A 15863-nucleotide genomic window follows, 5' to 3' on the forward strand; every position below is an offset into this window, starting at 1 on the left:
GCAACAGTGTTCCGGCGTTCGCTGACGGCGTACACGATTCGGCAATGATTACCCCACCTGCGGCGTTGAACACACATGACAGGTCGACTGCCACTCCTGTGGCTCCGGTCGACGGACCGGGCCACTAGAGTGGTGCAAACCCGAGGAATGTGAGGTAGCACGATGTTCGAACGGTTTACCGACCGCGCGCGTCGCGTCGTCGTCCTGGCCCAGGAAGAGGCCAGGATGCTCAACCACAACTACATCGGTACCGAGCACATTCTGCTCGGGCTCATCCATGAGGGCGAGGGTGTAGCGGCCAAGGCCCTCGAGTCCCTCGGGATCTCGCTGGAGGCCGTGCGTAGCCAGGTCGAGGAGATCATCGGTCAGGGCCAGCAGGCGCCCAGCGGGCACATCCCGTTCACGCCGCGTGCCAAGAAGGTGCTCGAGCTGAGCCTGCGGGAGGCCCTGCAGCTCGGCCACAACTACATCGGTACCGAGCACATCCTGCTCGGCCTCATCCGCGAGGGCGAGGGCGTGGCCGCCCAGGTGCTGGTCAAGCTCGGCGCCGACCTCACGCGGGTGCGCCAGCAGGTCATCCAGCTGCTCTCCGGTTACCAGGGCAAGGAGGCCGAGGCCACCGGCGCTCCGGCTGGAACCGGTGGACGTGAGTCCGGTACGCCGTCGTCGTCGACGGTCCTGGACCAGTTCGGCCGCAACCTCACCCAGGCCGCCATGGAGGGCAAGCTCGACCCGGTCGTCGGTCGCGCCAAGGAGGTGGAGCGCATCATGCAGGTGCTCTCCCGGCGCACCAAGAACAACCCGGTCCTCATCGGCGAGCCCGGTGTGGGTAAGACCGCCGTGGTCGAGGGCCTGGCCCAGGCGATCGTCAACAACGAGGTCCCCGAGACCCTCAAGGACAAGCAGCTCTACTCGCTGGACCTGGGTTCGCTCGTAGCCGGCTCCCGCTACCGCGGCGACTTCGAGGAGCGCCTGAAGAAGGTGCTCAAGGAGATCAACCAGCGCGGCGACATCATCCTGTTCATCGACGAGATCCACACGCTCGTCGGGGCGGGCGCCGCCGAGGGCGCGATCGACGCCGCGTCGATCCTCAAGCCCAAGCTGGCCCGCGGTGAGCTGCAGACCATCGGTGCCACCACGCTGGACGAGTACCGCAAGCACATCGAGAAGGACGCGGCGCTCGAGCGTCGTTTCCAGCCCGTGCAGGTGCCCGAGCCGAGCGTCGAGCTGTCCATCGAGATCCTCAAGGGTCTGCGGGACCGCTACGAGGCGCACCACCGGGTCACCATCACGGACGCCGCACTGGCCGCGTCCGCTCAGCTGGCGGACCGGTACATCAACGACCGCTTCCTGCCGGACAAGGCGATCGACCTCATCGACGAGGCCGGTGCCCGTATGCGCATCAAGCGGATGACGGCGCCGCCGGACCTCCGCGACTTCGACGAGAAGATCGCGGAGGCCCGCCGCGAGAAGGAGTCCGCGATCGACGCGCAGGACTTCGAGAAGGCCGCCGGCCTGCGGGACACGGAGAAGAAGCTCATCGCCGAGCGCTCCGAGCGTGAGAAGCAGTGGCGTGCGGGCGACATGGACGTGGCCGCCGTGGTGGACGAGGAGCAGATCGCCGAGGTCCTGGGTAACTGGACCGGCATCCCCGTCTTCAAGCTCACCGAGGAGGAGACCACCCGTCTGCTCCGCATGGAGGACGAGCTGCACAAGCGGATCATCGGCCAGGAGGACGCCATCAAGGCGGTCTCGCGGGCCATCCGCCGTACGCGCGCCGGGCTCAAGGATCCCAAGCGCCCGTCGGGTTCGTTCATCTTCGCCGGCCCCTCGGGTGTCGGTAAGACGGAGCTGTCCAAGGCGCTGGCGAACTTCCTGTTCGGTGAGGATGACGCGCTCATCCAGATCGACATGGGCGAGTTCCACGACCGCTTCACGGCCTCTCGGCTCTTCGGCGCGCCCCCCGGGTACGTCGGCTACGAGGAAGGTGGCCAGCTCACCGAGAAGGTGCGGCGCAAGCCGTTCTCGGTGGTCCTGTTCGACGAGATCGAGAAGGCCCACTCGGAGATCTACAACACCCTCCTCCAGGTGCTGGAGGACGGCCGTCTCACCGACGGTCAGGGTCGCATGGTGGACTTCAAGAACACCGTGCTGATCTTCACCTCGAACCTGGGCACCAAGGACATCTCCAAGGCCGTGGGCATGGGCTTCTCCGGTATCGGGGAGCAGGATGCCGAGGGTCAGTACGAGCGGATGAAGCAGAAGGTCAACGACGAGCTGAAGAAGCACTTCCGCCCGGAGTTCCTCAACCGCATCGACGAGATCGTGGTGTTCCACCAGCTCACGCAGGACCAGATCGTCCAGATGGTCGAGCTCATGATCGGCCGCGTCCGTTCGGCCCTCAAGGCCAAGGACATGGACATCGAGGTCACCAACCGTGCGGAGCGGCTCCTGGCCAAGCGCGGATTCGACCCGGTGCTGGGCGCGCGTCCGCTGCGTCGCACGATCCAGCGCGAGATCGAGGACACGCTGTCGGAGAAGATCCTCTTCGGCGAGGTCGCTGCCGGCGATCTGGTGACCGTGGACGTCGAGGGCTGGGACGGCGAGTCCGAGCGCACCGAGGATGCCAAGTTCACGTTTACTGGCTCCCCGCGCCCGGACGCGCCCGAGGACCGCGAGGGCGACGAGGTCACCGCCAGCGTCGCCCCCACGGGTGAGGCCGGGCCGGGCGACTCCTTGCCGCCGAGCTCGGGTGGCTTCGGTGGCGGCGCCCCGGGCGGCCCCGCCGGCAGCGGCGGGGCGGCTCCCGCCACGAGCTGACCGCTCCCGAGATAGTCGCAACGGACGACCCCCGCCCTCACCGGCGGGGGTCGTCCCCATTTCGGCGTCGCTCCCGGAACGCCACATCCGACTCGCGCCGCCAGTCAGCCTCCAGCCCCGCCTGCCCGCCGCCCCGATCCCGGCCCCCTCCGCCCCCGCCGGCCGCCGCTGCCCGTCGAGTGGTCGAAGATCCCGAAAGTCGGCGATGCCCACCTGGGAAAACGTGATTGGGATCGACCACGCGGCGAATTGTGAGCGGCTGGCCAGCGTTGTGTGAGGCACCTATGGCCTCGCTGGAGGACCTATCCTCGGCGAGGCTCGCGAGCGGACGAGCGGCGACGACGGGGGAGTTACGGATGACGTACGGGGGCGGGCCATCGCAGGCGCCGGGGCACGGGCACGCGCCGGCGCGCGGGCAGGCGCCGGGGCACGGGCAGGCGCCGGGCGAGGGACGGCGCTCCGGGGCGTGGACAGCCCCCGGCCAGGAGAACGAGAACTCGAACGCGATCTGGTGGATCCTGGGGATCGTCTGCGCTGTCGGGTTGATCATCGTGGCGGCGGGGGCCATCGCGCTCGCCGGCGTGGTGGAGCAATTCATGAAGTCAGGACTGGGGCCGAACTCGGCGCCGGCGACGTCGTCGTCCTTCACCCCTGCAGCCCGCCCGACGTCGTCCGCACCCGCCGCGCGTCCCCACTCCGCGGAGGGTCCTGCCAGCCCGTCGATTCGGGTATCACCCCGCTTTTCGCAGGTTCAGCCGGCGGCGGAGATGCCACGGGAAGATGCTGCGGAGTTGGGTGTGGAGGTGGACATCCAGACGTCCGAGCTGCGGTACGTGGTGATGGACATGTTCGACGAGCCGATCTACAACTGCATCTTCTCGGCCGACTTCCAGAACCTCACGGACCAGCCGCTGGTGGTGACGGTGGCGTTCCGCACGACCGGCGATCCTCAGATGGAATGGGCGGGTGGTTCACCCAAGAGGCTCGAACCGAACGATTCCACGAAGCTGGCGCTGGGCTGGGACGGCCTGAGCCCGGCGGAGGTGGGACTGAGCGAGAATGAGTGCACCGGCGGGGTCGAGCTCACCGAGTTGGTGGTGGCGCCCGGCTAGTGGGCGGAGCTCGATACCGAACGGAAGCCGCCGTCGAGGATCACCAGGGGATCGGCGGGCTCGTCGTCGAACCAGGCGTCGAGCAGACGCGCGATCACCAGGACGTGATCGCCAGCGGGCACGAGACGGTCCAGGACCACGCGGAGTCGGACCCGCCCGCCGTGGAGCAGTGGCTCGCCGGTCTCGGCGCGGGTCCACAGCGCCGTGTCGGCGAACCGCAGATGCGACGGCCCGGCAAAGCGGAGCGCCAGGTGCTCGTCCCCTTCGCCGAGCAGATGCACGACGGCGGTGCGGGCCTCGAGAACGGCCGCCAGGCTCGACGAGGATACTCCCACGTTGAAACTGATCAGGGCGGGCTCGGCAGACAGGCTCGAGGGGGACGACGCGGTGAAGCCGACGGGACCGTCCGAACCGTCCAGGGTGACGATGGTGACGCCGGCGGGATGCGTCCTCATCGCGCGCCGGTGGACCTCCCGGGAGACGGGCGGGACGGTAGTGGACAACGACTGGTGTTCAGGCATGTCGGAAGTCTGCGGCCCGCCCGCTACGGATGTCGAGACTTCCGTTCGCGGTGATGCAAAGTGCGGCGGCGGAAGCAGGCCGCCACGGCGGTGAAGGCGCGGCCGGGCCGGGCCCTACGACGCAGAGAGCGCCCGGGCCGCGAGCACTGCCGTGGGGTCCGCGGAGATCGCGTCGAGTGCGACCGCCATCGCGGCGAACTGCTGGATGCGGCCTCCTGCCGTCGAGACCCGCAGATCCGGCGCCCCGCCCACGAGACGGGTCTCCCGGGTCGCCTTGATCAGCGCCGACAGGTACCGCCGATGGTCGGTGAAGGCCTGACCGCACAGGACGACGGCATCGGGCCGGGTGATGGAGGACAACAGGCCCACCAGCCGGCCCAGGACCGTGGCGCGCTCGACGAGGATCGCTTCCGCCACCGCGTCCCGGCGGGCGCGCACGGCGAGTTCGGCCACCGATCCCACCTCTATTCCGTGGCGACCCGCAGCCCGGACCAGCCCGGAGTCGCCGACCACGTCCAGCAGGCCGCCGCCGCGGTCGTCGAGCAGCTCGGTGGCTCCGACGGGCAGGTGCGTCAGATCGGGGGAGCCCGCCCGCGGCTGGTGGACGACGCCATCGATCACGAGCGCGGAACCCAGGCTCTCGCGTGCATAGACCACCAGCGTGGTGCCCTCGTGGGTCTCGTGCCCCACCAGCAGCTCGGTCGCGGCCATGGCCTCGACGTGCGGCGCCACCGAGAACGGCACCCCGATCCGGTCGGCGAACAGGTCGGTGACGGGCACGTCCTTCCATCCGAGCAGGTCGTGGTCGATCCGGCCCGCCCCGGTGATCCGGGCGGCGGTGGCGATCCCACCCCGGACCAGCCGGCGGTCGCGGTAACCGTCCAGAAGTCGGAACGCGACCGCGGTCAGATCGTCGGCGATCCGCGCCGGTTCACGGCCGGGCGTGCCGATCGCGTACTCGGACAGGATGCGGCACGCGAGGTCGCACACCGCCACCACGCTGCGATGTAAGCCGATGTGCACGGCGACGGTCACCGGACCGGACGGGTCGATCTCCACCGGGATGCTCGGGCGTCCGACCGATCCGTCGTGCATGAGTTCGGGACGCTCTTGGATGACACCCGCGGCCATCAGCGCGGAGGTCGCGCGTCCGACGGTCGCCACGGACAGCCCGGTCGTCGCTGCGATCTCGGGCCGGGAGACGGGCCCCCGGAACCGGATCGCCCGCATGACCCGCGCCGAGCTGATGTCGGAGAGGCGCAGGTCGGCCACGGGGGACTGGGTGGGCATGGCGGTGACAGTAACACAGACAATAGACAGATCGGTCTGGTGCAGTTAAGGGTTTCGGACTTGGGATCCTGCTGGTCACGCACGACATCGACGAGGCGATCGCGCTGGCCGACAGCGTGCTCGTGCTGGACCACGGCGCCGTTGCGCACACCGAGACCATCGACCGGCCCCGCGAGGGCGGGCAGGTCGGTCACCACCGACGATCACTTCTCGACGCCCTGGGCGTCGACGACTCAGACGAGGACTATTCGATATGACCACCACCGTTTCCGATATCCGCAGGCGACACTCGATACTGATCGCACTCCTCGCCCTGGTGGTGGTCGTGATGATCGCCGGTGCGGGGTGCGCCAGTCGGGAATCGCAGGCCCAGGCGCCCGTCCCGGACAGGGTGGACCCGGCGGAGCTGTCCGACCTCGTGCTGCGGGTGGGGGACCAGAAGGGTGGCACAGAGGCGCTACTGACCGCGTCAGGGCAGCTCGACGACCTGCCGTACCGGGTGGAGTTCTCCACCTTCACCTCCGGACCGCCGCAGATCGAGGCGCTCAACGCCGGGCAGATCGACGTGGCCGTGACAGGCAACACCTCGCCCGTGTTCGGGGCCGCGGCCGGGGCGCGCGCGTCCGTCGTGTCCGCCTACGCCAACGACGGGGAGGGCGACCAGATCCTCGTCCCGGCCGACTCGGACGTGCAGTCCGTGGCGGACCTGGTCGGCCGGAAGGTGTTGGTAGCCAAGGGCACCTCCGCCCACGGCCACCTGCTGCTGCAGCTCCGTAAGGCCGGGGTCGACCCGGACGACGTGGAGCTGGTGTATCTCCAGCCCGCCGAAGCGGGGTCGGCGTTCTCCCGCGGCGACGCTGACGCGTGGGCCATCTGGGACCCGTACACTGCCATCACCCAGACCACCTCCGATGCCCGCACCCTCACCGCCGCGGCCGGGACGACCAACGGGTTCGGGTTCGGCGTGGCGTCTGACGAGGCCCTGGCGGACCCGCGCCGGCAGACCGCGATCGCCGACCTGCTGGTCCGGATCGCCGAGGCGGGGAAGTGGGCGGCAGAGGACCCGACCGGGTGGGCGGACTACTACGGAGCGGCGGTGGGCATCTCACCGGAGGCCGCCGAGCTCTCGCAGGGCCGTAGCAGCCGGGTGCCGGTCGCGCTGGCGGACACGATCGCCAGCGAACAGGAATTCGCCGACGTGTTCACCGAGGACGGTCAGATCGATGCTGTCGACGTGAATGCACTGGCGGACGAGCGGTTCGCTGACGACCTGGCGCCCGTGGTGGGCCCGCTGCCCTGAACTGAGCCGGGCTGCCCCGAGTTGTGCTCGCCTCGGGCCCGAGCTGGCCAGGTCAGGCGGCGATCCGGTCCCAGAGGGTCGCGATCGCCGCCCAGCCGACCATGCCGACGGTGGAGTAGAGCAGCGCCCAGAGCACGCACCCCACGGTCACGGCCGGCAGGTAGCGGCGTAGCGGCATGACGGTGAAGCCGGCGCTGAAGTTGATCGCCGTCTGGATGCCGACCGTCAGGAACGACAGTGGCACCGCGACCACGCCGTAGCGGGCGGAGAGCCGCTGGGCGCGCTTCATGGTCGGCCCGTCGAGGCGACGGGCGAGCCTGTCGCTGAGCCGACCCCCGCTCAGCGCGCCCCGGCCCAACCAATAGGTGGCGTTGGCCCGCAACATCACGATCAAGAACAGGGTACCGAAGGCCAGGGCGAACGGCAGTTCGGCGATCCGGTCCATGGGCGGGCAGCGATGCGGGGTGCGGTCAGGTCGGGTCTGGTCAGCCGGCGGGCTTGACGTCCATTACGACGTCGAACTCCAGCAGGTTCGCGCCCTCTGCGACCGGCTTGCCGTGCTGACCTGCGTGGGCCGCGCGGGCGTCGCCGTCGCGCCACGCCTCGAACGAAGCGTCGTCCTCCCAGGTCGTCACCACGAAGTAGCGGGTCTCCCCGCCGGTCGGGCGCAGCAGCTGGAACCCGAGGAAGCCCGGGGAGTTCTCGACGGTGTGCGCGCGCTCGGAGAACCGGCGCTCGAGCTCGGCGCCGGCCTGCGGCGGGACGTTGAGGGCATTGATCTTCACGACGGCCATGTAGGACAGCCTACGCTTACCGGCCGACGAGGCGGGTCGCTGACCTGACTCGGGGCGAAGCCCACGGGCGCCGGACTCGCGGGAGACCGGTCCTACCCGAACTTCGACGAGCCCCCGAGGTCGATCGCGATCTCCGCGCCCGTGATCCCCGCTCCCGCGGGACTGCACAGATGGACGACCATCGCCGAGATCTCCGTCGGTTCGACCCACGGCCGGGGCAGCACGTTGAGCGCGCCGAACCCTGCGGCCGCGCCGTCGAGATCGCTGGCCTCGCCCCCGGACATCAGCGAGATCATCGCGGAGTTGTCGATCATCGGGGTGCGCACGTTGCCGGGATGGATCGAGTTGACGCGGATCCCCATGGGGCCGACCTCGCCCGACAGTGATTTGGCCAGACCCCGAACCGCCCACTTGGACGCCATGTAGCTGGTGGTGTTGGCGGCTCCGGTCAGTCCGACCATCGAGCTGATAATGACGATGGAGCCGCCGCGGCCCGTGTCCAGGATGTGGGGAACCGCGACCTTCGTGGTGATCCAGGTGCCCTTGAAATTGGTGTCGACCGTGGCGTCCCACTCCGCCTCACTGCGCTCCCAGGACCGGGTGACAGGGGCGGACACCCCCGCATTGCACACGGCGAAATCGAGTCCTCCGAGCGCGGCCACGCCGGTGTCGACGGCCGCCGCCATTGCCACCAGATCCCGGACGTCAGCGACAGCCGTATGGCACCGGCGCCCGGACGCTCGCACCGCCTCGGCGGTGGCATCGAGGTCCTCGGGTCGGGCCAACGGGTACTCGATGGTGGGGATGTCGGAGCAGATGTCCGTGGCGATGATGTCACAGCCGGCCGCGGCGAGCGCCTCGCAGTGTGCCCTGCCCTGGCCACGCGCGGCGCCGGTCACCAGGGCGACCCTTCCGGTCAGCGGCGCTCCGATAGTCGGGTCGTTAGTCATCCGTTGCTGTTACCTTTCGTGGGTTCCGGGGATCGGGGTGCTACGTCGAGCGCATGTGCTTCGACAGGTCACCGAACCCGTCGGGGAGCACTCGGCGTTCAGCGAACCTCCAGTCGCCGCTGTGGGAGGAGAAGGAGTCCGCGTATCGCCCCTGGAAGATGATGGTGGGCTGGGCCCGGGAGATCGATTGGTAGACGATCACGTACGACTGCGCGGTTGCCGACGTGCCCTGCTCGTCGAAGTCAATGCAGATGTTGCCCATGACGTGGCGCGTACCCGTCGAGCCGTCGTCGTACAGGATGATGTTCGAGTGCAGGAACTCCGCTACCGCGTCACGTCCTGTGAAGGCGAGAGCTGGCCCGGGTCGCCACACCCCGTCTGCGAACAGGTCCGCGGTCTCGTCGAGTCGTCCGGAGTCGAGTGTCGTGCAGTACGCGTAGATCAGGCGGGTGATGGCCTCCCTGGCCTCGATCCGCTCCACGGCATCCATGTCAGTCCTCTCGGTGCGCCGGGTTGAACAAGGCCGGGTGACTCACTCTTCGATGAAGGCGCCGTCGAAGAGCATGGTGGAGGAAATCGTGGGCTGGACGCCCCTGACCTCCTCGGAAATGAGTACGTATTCCTCGGCGTTGCCGACGACGGTGAACGGCATGACCCGGTTGTGGACTTCCTGCAGGCGCGCGAAGCCCTCCTTCTGCGCTTGCAGGTCGGTCGCGGCCATGAGTTCGGTGACCGTCGCGACGAGTTCCGGGTCATCGATGCCGGTGAGGTTGGTGGCGCCGCCGGGGGTCAGGGCGCTGTAGAAGGTGGAGGCCGGATCGGCGTCGGACGTATCCAGGCCGCCGATGACGATCTCGTAGTCGCCCGTGAACTGTCGCGCGGTGACCTGGGACACCGGTGCGTTCTCGATGGACACGTCAAACCCGGCGGCGTCGAGCAGCGCCTTCGTGACCACTCCTGCCTCGACATTCTCGGGACCGTCGGAGATCAGAAGGGTCAGTGAGCCGTTCCAGTCCGGATTGTCGGCCTTGATCTCCTCGACGAGCGCCGTGGCCGCGGCGTTGTCGTATTCCGGTCCGTCATGGCCGTCGTAGAAGCGCGAGGACTCGGCCAGCAGGGCGGAGGTCGGCTGCCCGGTGCCGGCGCGGAGCCGTTGATCCATGAGGTCTCGGTCGAGAGCGTGGGCCACGGCCCGGCGGGCCCGTTCGTCGGTGAGGATGCCGTCGTAGCCGGCCGCGCCGGAGTTCATGTTGATGACGGACCCGGCGCTGATTATCGTGTGGAATCCCTGTAGGCCGGAGTCCTGTGCGTCGGAGATGAACTTGGATCCACGCAGGAACCCGGCCTGGATCTCCCCGGTCCGGAAGGCGTCGAGGGTGCCCTGGGACCCGGGGATCCGGATGAAGCGCAGGCTGGGGCAGACGACGCCGCCGTGGTAGTCCGGGTTGGGCTCGAGCACGACCTCTTGGTCGGGGGTGTAGCTGGCGAGCGTGAACGCGCCGGCCCCGATCGGGTTGCGCGCCCACTCCTCGGCATCGGACGCCTCGAAGGCGGCCTTGGGGATGACCTCGCCGACGGTCCCGGCCAGGACCGACGGGAACCCTGCCCACGGCTGGGTCAGGGTGAATTCGACGGTATGCGGGTCCACGACCCGGGCCCGCTCGACCTGCATGGCCTGCGTCATGGCCATCGAGGTCGTCGCCGGGTCCTTGTGGAGTTCGACAGTGAAGGCGACGTCCTCGGCGGTGAGCGGGTCACCGTTGGAGAAGTTGACGCCCTCGGGCAGCACGAGGGTCCAGACCGAGTTGTCTTCGTTGGGTTCGAGCGACTCGGCGAGTTTGGGCTCGAACTCCTCGGCCTCCGGGTTCCAGCGCATCAGTCGGTCGTAGATCGCAGCCGACTCGGCGCCGCCGCGGACACCGGACTGGCCCTGGCCGGGCATGAACGTGGGCAGCATGACGTACTCGCCCATGGTGATGGTGCCGCCGACGTTCTCCTCGGTGCACCGGTCTGACTGCGCGGGGGTCAGCGAATCGTCTCCGCCGGCGGCGGTGGACGATCCGCCGCCCCCGCCACCGCAGGCCGCCAGGGTGATCGTGGCAGTGGATAGCGCGAGGATCGCACGTGTCGTCCGGGTCATGGGTCCTCCTAGGGGGCGGGGCCGGGACCGGCTTGGCTGTTTAAGTCGGTCCCTTAAAGCGGTGCTCTGTGATGAGTATCACGACTAGGGGCGCCGCTGACAACAGAATTAAGAAATTGCCTCAGTCGGCGCATTAAACCGCCTCGCCCCGCGGGTTGCGTATCGGACCGAGTGGTCGGCCCGTAGTTCAGGTCGGCAGTGAGTAGCGGCCCTCGACCTGCACCACGAGCCCGTCGTCGACAAGCGAGGCCAACGCCCGCGCACGTTGCACGTCGTCCGGCCACACCAGGTCGAGCCGCGCGGCGGTCGCGGTGCCGTCGCCGTCGCGCAGTACGTCGAGCAGCATGCCGCGGACCTGACGGTCGGTCCCGGCGTACGTCTGGGCCTTCCGCCTGGGCCCGTCCCAGGCGGGCTTCCCGGCGGCCACCCACGCGCACGAGGAGGCGAGCGGGCAGGCGTCGCAGTCGGGGGAGCGGGCGGTGCACACGAGGGCGCCCAGTTCCATGACCGCGACGGAGAAGGCCACGGCGTCCTCACGCCGCGCAGGCAACAACGACTCGACGGCGGCGAGGTCGCGACGGTTCGACGGCGGGCCCGCCTCGGCGAGCCCGTTGACGGCGCGCGCCACGACGCGCCGCACGTTGGTGTCCACCACGGGGACGGCCTGGCCGTGCGCGAAGCAGGCGACGGCGCGCGCCGTGTAGTCGCCGACGCCCGGCAGGGAGAGCAGGTCGTCGACGTCGGTGGGAACCTCGCCCCCGAATGTGTCGACGACGACGACAGCGCACTCCCGCAGTCGCAACGCACGGCGCGGATAGCCGAGTTTGCCCCACATGCGGATCACGTCCGCGGGGGCGGCGGCGGCGAGTTCGGCCGGGCCCGGCCACCGCGCCAGCCAGTCGCGCCAGACCGGCTCCACCCGGGCGACGGGCGTCTGTTGACTCATCACCTCACACAGCAGGATCTCCCAGGCGCTCACGCCGTCCTCGCGCCACGGCAGGGCGCGGCCGGCGCCGGAGAACCAGGAGATCAGGGCAGGGGTGTCGATGTCGTGGGCTGCGGTGGAGGTCACTGAGGGTCCTTCAGGGAAGCGAGTGCACAATATGAGCCATGCCTCATACCAACCCGATCAGCGCCTGGGCCTCGCTCCGCGACGGCAATCATCGATTCGTCAACGGCGAGATGCGTCATCCCAGCCAGAATACCCAGCGGCGTGAGGACCTGGTCGCCGCGCAGCAACCCAAGGCCGTGTTGTTCGGCTGTTCGGACTCGCGGGTGGCGGCAGAGATCATCTTCGACCAGGGGCTGGGCGATATGTTCGTCATCCGCACGGCGGGCCACATCATCGACACCGCGGTCCTGGGGTCGATCGAGTACGCCGTGCACCTGCTGGAGACGCCGCTGATCGTGGTGCTGGGGCACGACAGCTGCGGCGGCGTGGCCGCGGCGGTCGAGGCGCTCAAGACCGGCGAGATCCCGCCCGGGTTCCTGCGGGACGTGGTCGAGAAGGTCTCCCCGTCGATCCTCAACGGCCGTCGCGAGGGCCTCACGACGACCGACGACCTCGAGGCGCGGCACATTCTGGAGACCGGTGAGCTGCTGGAGCAGCGGTCCAAGATCATCTCGGAGCGGGTGGCCGCCGGCAAGCTCGCGATCGTGGGCGTGACGTATAAGCTCAACGACGGGCGAGCGTATCTGCGCAGCGTGATCGGCGACGTCGAGGACGTCCCGCACGGTCCCGGCGAGGAGATGGTCGCGGTCTGAGGGACACGCCGCGCCGCAGGTCGGGTGGGCGCGGGCTCGGATCTAGAGTTGGGCTCGTGCAAGAACCTCAGGGCCCCCTACCGCGCGAAGTCTATGTCCGCCGTCGTGTCGCGGCGGTCGTCGTCGCGGTCGTCGTCGTCCTGGCGGTGGTGGTGGCGCTCTTCCTGGCCTCCCGCGACACCGGGACGGACACCCAGGCGACGGCCGACGGCGGGGACCCGGATACGTCGGAGGCCGCAGAGACCACCGAGACCTCGACCACCGAGCCCACCGAGAGCGACAAGCCCGACGACGACGGCGGCGCGTCCCGCGGTCGTTGCGCTGACGAGGACCTGCGCCTGGACGTGTGGCCCGCCGGGCCGAACGTGCCGGTCGGCGAGGAGGTCCGCTTTTTCGTCAACGTCCTCAACACGTCCGAGACGACGTGCGACCGCGACCTGTCCGAGGCGCCGCTCTCGTTCGAGGTCTATCGGCTCGACGACAACACCAAGGTCTGGTCCAGCATCGACTGCACGACGCCCCGCGACGAGGACGAGGTCGAACTGCGCCCGAACGAGCCGGAGCCGCGCCAGATCGACTGGTCGGGCCGCCGTTCCGCCGAGGGCGCCTGTGCCGAGTCCGACCGCACGCCGGTCGAGGTGGGTTCCTACCAGGTGTACGCGCTGGTCGGGAACGTCTTCAGCCCGGCCGCGACGTTCAACGTGGTCGACGCGCCCGAGGCCTGACGTCTGAGGCCTGACGCTCGCGTCTGACGTCGGTCAGCCGGTGACGAGGCCGGTGAGCCGCTGCCGGACGTGCCGCGCCCACAGGGAGCCGACGCCCTCGACATCGGCGAAGTCCGCCTGCTCGGCCGCCAGCAGCGCCGTCACCGAGCCGAACCGCTCCACGAGTGCCGCGATCTGCACCGGCCGCAGCCGGGGGATATGGGCGAGCATCCGGTAGCCGCGCGCCGAGACCTGGTCGTCCAGGTCCTCGGGCTCGGCCGGTAGCCCGAGGCAGCGCGCGACGGGGCCGGGTAGCAGCAGATCCGCGTCGGAGAGCACGGTGAGCCGCTCCAGGCCCGTCTCGACCTGCTCGGCAGTGGGCAGGGCCGGGGAATCCGCATCGGCGGGATCCATGCCGGTCTGGTCCACCACCAGGTAGTCGGCGACGAGGCCCCAGAGCTCATCCGGGGTGTCCGAGAGCAGCTCCTCGAGCTGCAGTGTGGTCTGACGCCCGTACTCGCCCATCTCGACGGTCAGCTCGGCGAGCTCGGTCCCCAGTCGCTCCAGGCGAAGCAGGCGCTGGGCCATGGTGATCACGTCACGCACGGCCGCGTACCCGCCGATCTCCGCGCGATCGAGTCGGGCCCGGGCGCGGGCGGTGCGGGCGCCGTGACGCTCCATCGTGGCGACGGTCTGGTCGGCGCGGGCGAGCAGCACGACGGGATCGGCCAACACGCGGGCCTGCCCTGCGGCGTACACGGTCACCGTGGTCATGGATGCCGACACGGCGACCGCGGGGACACCGGTGTGCCGGGCGGTCCGCTCCGCGGCGCGGTGACGCGTGCCCGTCTCCACGGCGGGCAGTGAGGGATCGGGCACCAGATGGACATTGGCGCGGGTGATCCTCGTGCCGTCCGTGGACAGGACCACGGCGCCGTCCATCTTGCTCAGCTCGCGCAGGCGGGCCGGGGTGAACGGGACGTCGAGATCGACCCCGCCGTCACAGATGGACTGGACCGCGGGATCGTCCCCGAGTACGACGAGGCCGCCGGTTCCGCTACGCCGGATCCGGTCGAGCGCGTCGCGCAGCGGCGTGCCCGGGGCGAGGCGGCGGAGAACGCCGCGGACCTCGGCGTCGACGGGCGAGCCGTCAGCCGAGCGGGCGGACAGGGCGGACGTCTCAGTGCCCCTCGGACGGGGCGGCGGTCTCGGCCGGGCGGGTGTACTCGCCGATCTCGACGGGCTCGGCCATCACGGCCGCGTCCAGCTCGATCCGCTCGCCGTTGCTGAAGGAGACGGTGGCGGGGACCGAGGTGCCGATGTGTAGCTCCTCGCCTCCGGGCAGCACCGCCGTGGCGTGCTCGAGGCAGACGTCGGCGGCTGGCGGCATGGGGGCGGCGTCCGGGCTGGCGTCGAAGACGATCGAGCAGCCACGCTCCATCGGTCGGGTGTCGCCGAGCTGTACCGGCATGCCGTCGACCTCGGCCGACTCGATGCCGATCGGGTCCTCCATGCCGTAGCCGGTGTACGAGGCCGCGAAGCCGACACGGGCCTCGCCGCCGTCCTGCGGGATGAGCACCTGGAAGTCGTTCACGGACAGATCGCCGGCCGAGCCACGGCCGCCGTCGACCGCGGCGACCTGGTTGGCGGTCTGCGACACCTGGCCGGATCCGCAGGCCGACGCCCCGAGGGCGGCGCCCACGGCCAGGACTACGAGCGCGGTGCGGCGCAGGCCGGTGTTCGGTGAAGTCACGTCAGGCTCCTCGGGGAATGGTCGTCTCTCAGGCCGGTCTCATCGTAGTCCACGGCCCCGCGCCATCGGTGCCGGAGTGGCCCCCTCGGGGGCGCCGGAATGCCTGGACAGGTCCAGCACGGTGCTGACCTGCGCAAACGGAAAACGCCGAGGCTGAGGGCGTGCTAAGATAGGTCAGTCGAAAGGGGAAAGCCACTCATGGAGTTCAAGGTCGGCGACACCGTCGTCTACCCGCATCACGGCGCCGCGACCATTCAGGCGATCGAGATGCGGACGGTCAAGGGCACCGAGAAGGAATACCTCGTCCTCAAGGTTTCGCAGGGCGATCTCACGGTCAAGGTCCCGGCCGAGAACGCCGAGTACGTCGGAGTGCGCGACGTGGTGGACCAGGCGGGCCTCGACAAGGTCTTCGAGGTCCTGCGCACCGAGCACGCGGAGGAGCCCACCAACTGGTCCCGCCGCTACAAGGCGAACGGCGAGAAGCTCGCCTCGGGCGATGTGAACAAGGTCGCCGAGGTCGTACGTGACCTCTGGCGCCGCGATCTCGACCGTGGACTGTCCGCGGGCGAGAAGCGCATGCTGGCCAAGGCCCGCCAGGTGCTCGTCGGTGAGCTCGCGCTCGCCGAGCGCGCGGACGAGGATCGCGCGGACGCGCTCCTCGAAGAGGTGCTGGGCTCAGCAGCGCCCGCGTCCGCGTAATGCGGCGCACCACCAG

Annotated in this window: 16 protein-coding genes and 1 pseudogene; 7 read left to right on the plus strand and 10 right to left on the minus strand. The window is 69.6% G+C overall.

Features of this window, described 5'->3' with window-relative positions; all coding sequences use genetic code 11:
• The first annotated feature begins 162 nt into the window (after nucleotides 1-162).
• Nucleotides 163-2820, plus strand: a complete 2658-nt coding sequence (locus ACWIE7_RS04605; RefSeq protein ID WP_454068671.1) for an ATP-dependent Clp protease ATP-binding subunit — start codon at nucleotides 163-165, stop codon at nucleotides 2818-2820.
• Between the two features lie 356 nt (nucleotides 2821-3176).
• On the plus strand, nucleotides 3177-3932 hold the full coding sequence (locus ACWIE7_RS04610) for a hypothetical protein (RefSeq protein ID WP_454068672.1): 756 nt from the start codon (nucleotides 3177-3179) through the stop codon (nucleotides 3930-3932).
• Here ACWIE7_RS04610 and ACWIE7_RS04615 read toward each other — a convergent pair.
• Both ACWIE7_RS04615 and ACWIE7_RS04620 read right to left on the minus strand, forming a co-directional pair.
• Nucleotides 3929-4453 (minus strand): flavin reductase family protein, encoded by a 525-nt coding sequence (locus ACWIE7_RS04615; protein WP_454056981.1) that lies wholly within the window; start codon nucleotides 4451-4453, stop codon nucleotides 3929-3931. The genes ACWIE7_RS04610 and ACWIE7_RS04615 overlap by 4 nt on opposite strands.
• Before the next feature lie 114 nt (nucleotides 4454-4567).
• Nucleotides 4568-5743, minus strand: coding sequence for an ROK family transcriptional regulator (locus ACWIE7_RS04620; RefSeq protein ID WP_454056982.1), 1176 nt, complete (start codon nucleotides 5741-5743; stop codon nucleotides 4568-4570).
• Between the two features lie 56 nt (nucleotides 5744-5799).
• Between ACWIE7_RS04620 and ACWIE7_RS04625 the strand changes: the two are divergent.
• Nucleotides 5800-6000, plus strand: a pseudogene (locus ACWIE7_RS04625) (ABC transporter ATP-binding protein); the annotation flags it as partial.
• On the plus strand, nucleotides 5997-7043 hold the full coding sequence (locus ACWIE7_RS04630) for an ABC transporter substrate-binding protein (RefSeq protein ID WP_454056983.1): 1047 nt from the start codon (nucleotides 5997-5999) through the stop codon (nucleotides 7041-7043). The pseudogene ACWIE7_RS04625 and the gene ACWIE7_RS04630, both read left to right, overlap by 4 nt.
• Nucleotides 7044-7095: 52 nt before the next feature.
• On the opposite strand, the gene ACWIE7_RS04635 is transcribed toward ACWIE7_RS04630, so the two are convergent.
• From ACWIE7_RS04635 to ACWIE7_RS04660, 6 genes are all read right to left on the minus strand, one after another.
• Complete coding sequence (locus ACWIE7_RS04635; protein ID WP_454056984.1) at nucleotides 7096-7488, minus strand: DedA family protein; 393 nt, start codon at nucleotides 7486-7488, stop codon at nucleotides 7096-7098.
• Between the two features lie 40 nt (nucleotides 7489-7528).
• Nucleotides 7529-7837 carry an antibiotic biosynthesis monooxygenase family protein gene (locus tag ACWIE7_RS04640; protein ID WP_344988797.1) on the minus strand — a complete coding sequence of 103 codons (309 nt, stop codon included), beginning with the start codon at nucleotides 7835-7837 and terminating at the stop codon, nucleotides 7529-7531.
• A 92-nt stretch (nucleotides 7838-7929) separates the two neighbouring features.
• Nucleotides 7930-8787 carry a mycofactocin-coupled SDR family oxidoreductase gene (locus tag ACWIE7_RS04645; RefSeq protein ID WP_454056985.1) on the minus strand — a complete coding sequence of 286 codons (858 nt, stop codon included), beginning with the start codon at nucleotides 8785-8787 and terminating at the stop codon, nucleotides 7930-7932.
• 40 nt (nucleotides 8788-8827) lie between these two features.
• Entirely contained in the window at nucleotides 8828-9277 is a 450-nt protein-coding gene (locus ACWIE7_RS04650) for a nuclear transport factor 2 family protein (RefSeq protein WP_454056986.1), read from the minus strand.
• Between the two features lie 42 nt (nucleotides 9278-9319).
• Complete coding sequence (locus tag ACWIE7_RS04655; RefSeq protein ID WP_454056987.1) at nucleotides 9320-10927, minus strand: ABC transporter substrate-binding protein; 1608 nt, start codon at nucleotides 10925-10927, stop codon at nucleotides 9320-9322.
• Between the two features lie 187 nt (nucleotides 10928-11114).
• Entirely contained in the window at nucleotides 11115-11999 is an 885-nt protein-coding gene (locus tag ACWIE7_RS04660; RefSeq protein ID WP_454068673.1) for an A/G-specific adenine glycosylase, read from the minus strand.
• Between the two features lie 38 nt (nucleotides 12000-12037).
• Here ACWIE7_RS04660 and ACWIE7_RS04665 point away from each other — a divergent pair, with 38 nt between their 5' ends.
• Nucleotides 12038-12691, plus strand: a complete 654-nt coding sequence (locus ACWIE7_RS04665; RefSeq protein WP_452099655.1) for a carbonic anhydrase — start codon at nucleotides 12038-12040, stop codon at nucleotides 12689-12691.
• Between the two features lie 56 nt (nucleotides 12692-12747).
• Entirely contained in the window at nucleotides 12748-13416 is a 669-nt protein-coding gene (locus tag ACWIE7_RS04670; RefSeq protein ID WP_454068674.1) for a hypothetical protein, read from the plus strand.
• Between the two features lie 33 nt (nucleotides 13417-13449).
• Here ACWIE7_RS04670 and disA read toward each other — a convergent pair whose 3' ends face one another.
• Together disA and ACWIE7_RS04680 are read right to left on the minus strand one after the other, a co-directional pair.
• Nucleotides 13450-14565 (minus strand): DNA integrity scanning diadenylate cyclase DisA, encoded by a 1116-nt coding sequence (gene disA, locus ACWIE7_RS04675; RefSeq protein ID WP_452099712.1) that lies wholly within the window; start codon nucleotides 14563-14565, stop codon nucleotides 13450-13452.
• A gap of 10 nt (nucleotides 14566-14575) precedes the next feature.
• Entirely contained in the window at nucleotides 14576-15148 is a 573-nt protein-coding gene (locus ACWIE7_RS04680) for a hypothetical protein (RefSeq protein WP_454068675.1), read from the minus strand.
• A gap of 198 nt (nucleotides 15149-15346) precedes the next feature.
• Between ACWIE7_RS04680 and ACWIE7_RS04685 the strand changes: the two genes are divergently transcribed.
• A complete protein-coding gene (locus ACWIE7_RS04685; protein WP_452099653.1) occupies nucleotides 15347-15847 on the plus strand; it encodes a CarD family transcriptional regulator in 501 nt (166 codons plus the stop codon).
• Nucleotides 15848-15863: the final 16 nt, after the last annotated feature.

It is taken from the genome of Dietzia sp. NPDC055343 (genome assembly GCF_053645265.1).

Coding starts and splice junctions, on each gene's coding strand:
- ACWIE7_RS04685 (WP_452099653.1), top strand. CDS start 15,347: ATGGAGTTCAAGGTCGGCGACACCGTCGTCTACCCGCATCACGGCGCC.
- ACWIE7_RS04645 (WP_454056985.1), bottom strand. CDS start 8,787: ATGACTAACGACCCGACTATCGGAGCGCCGCTGACCGGAAGGGTCGCC.
- ACWIE7_RS04655 (WP_454056987.1), bottom strand. CDS start 10,927: ATGACCCGGACGACACGTGCGATCCTCGCGCTATCCACTGCCACGATC.
- ACWIE7_RS04665 (WP_452099655.1), top strand. CDS start 12,038: ATGCCTCATACCAACCCGATCAGCGCCTGGGCCTCGCTCCGCGACGGC.
- ACWIE7_RS04650 (WP_454056986.1), bottom strand. CDS start 9,277: ATGGATGCCGTGGAGCGGATCGAGGCCAGGGAGGCCATCACCCGCCTG.
- ACWIE7_RS04630 (WP_454056983.1), top strand. CDS start 5,997: ATGACCACCACCGTTTCCGATATCCGCAGGCGACACTCGATACTGATC.
- ACWIE7_RS04635 (WP_454056984.1), bottom strand. CDS start 7,488: ATGGACCGGATCGCCGAACTGCCGTTCGCCCTGGCCTTCGGTACCCTG.
- ACWIE7_RS04615 (WP_454056981.1), bottom strand. CDS start 4,453: ATGCCTGAACACCAGTCGTTGTCCACTACCGTCCCGCCCGTCTCCCGG.
- ACWIE7_RS04605 (WP_454068671.1), top strand. CDS start 163: ATGTTCGAACGGTTTACCGACCGCGCGCGTCGCGTCGTCGTCCTGGCC.
- ACWIE7_RS04610 (WP_454068672.1), top strand. CDS start 3,177: ATGACGTACGGGGGCGGGCCATCGCAGGCGCCGGGGCACGGGCACGCG.
- ACWIE7_RS04620 (WP_454056982.1), bottom strand. CDS start 5,743: ATGCCCACCCAGTCCCCCGTGGCCGACCTGCGCCTCTCCGACATCAGC.
- ACWIE7_RS04640 (WP_344988797.1), bottom strand. CDS start 7,837: ATGGCCGTCGTGAAGATCAATGCCCTCAACGTCCCGCCGCAGGCCGGC.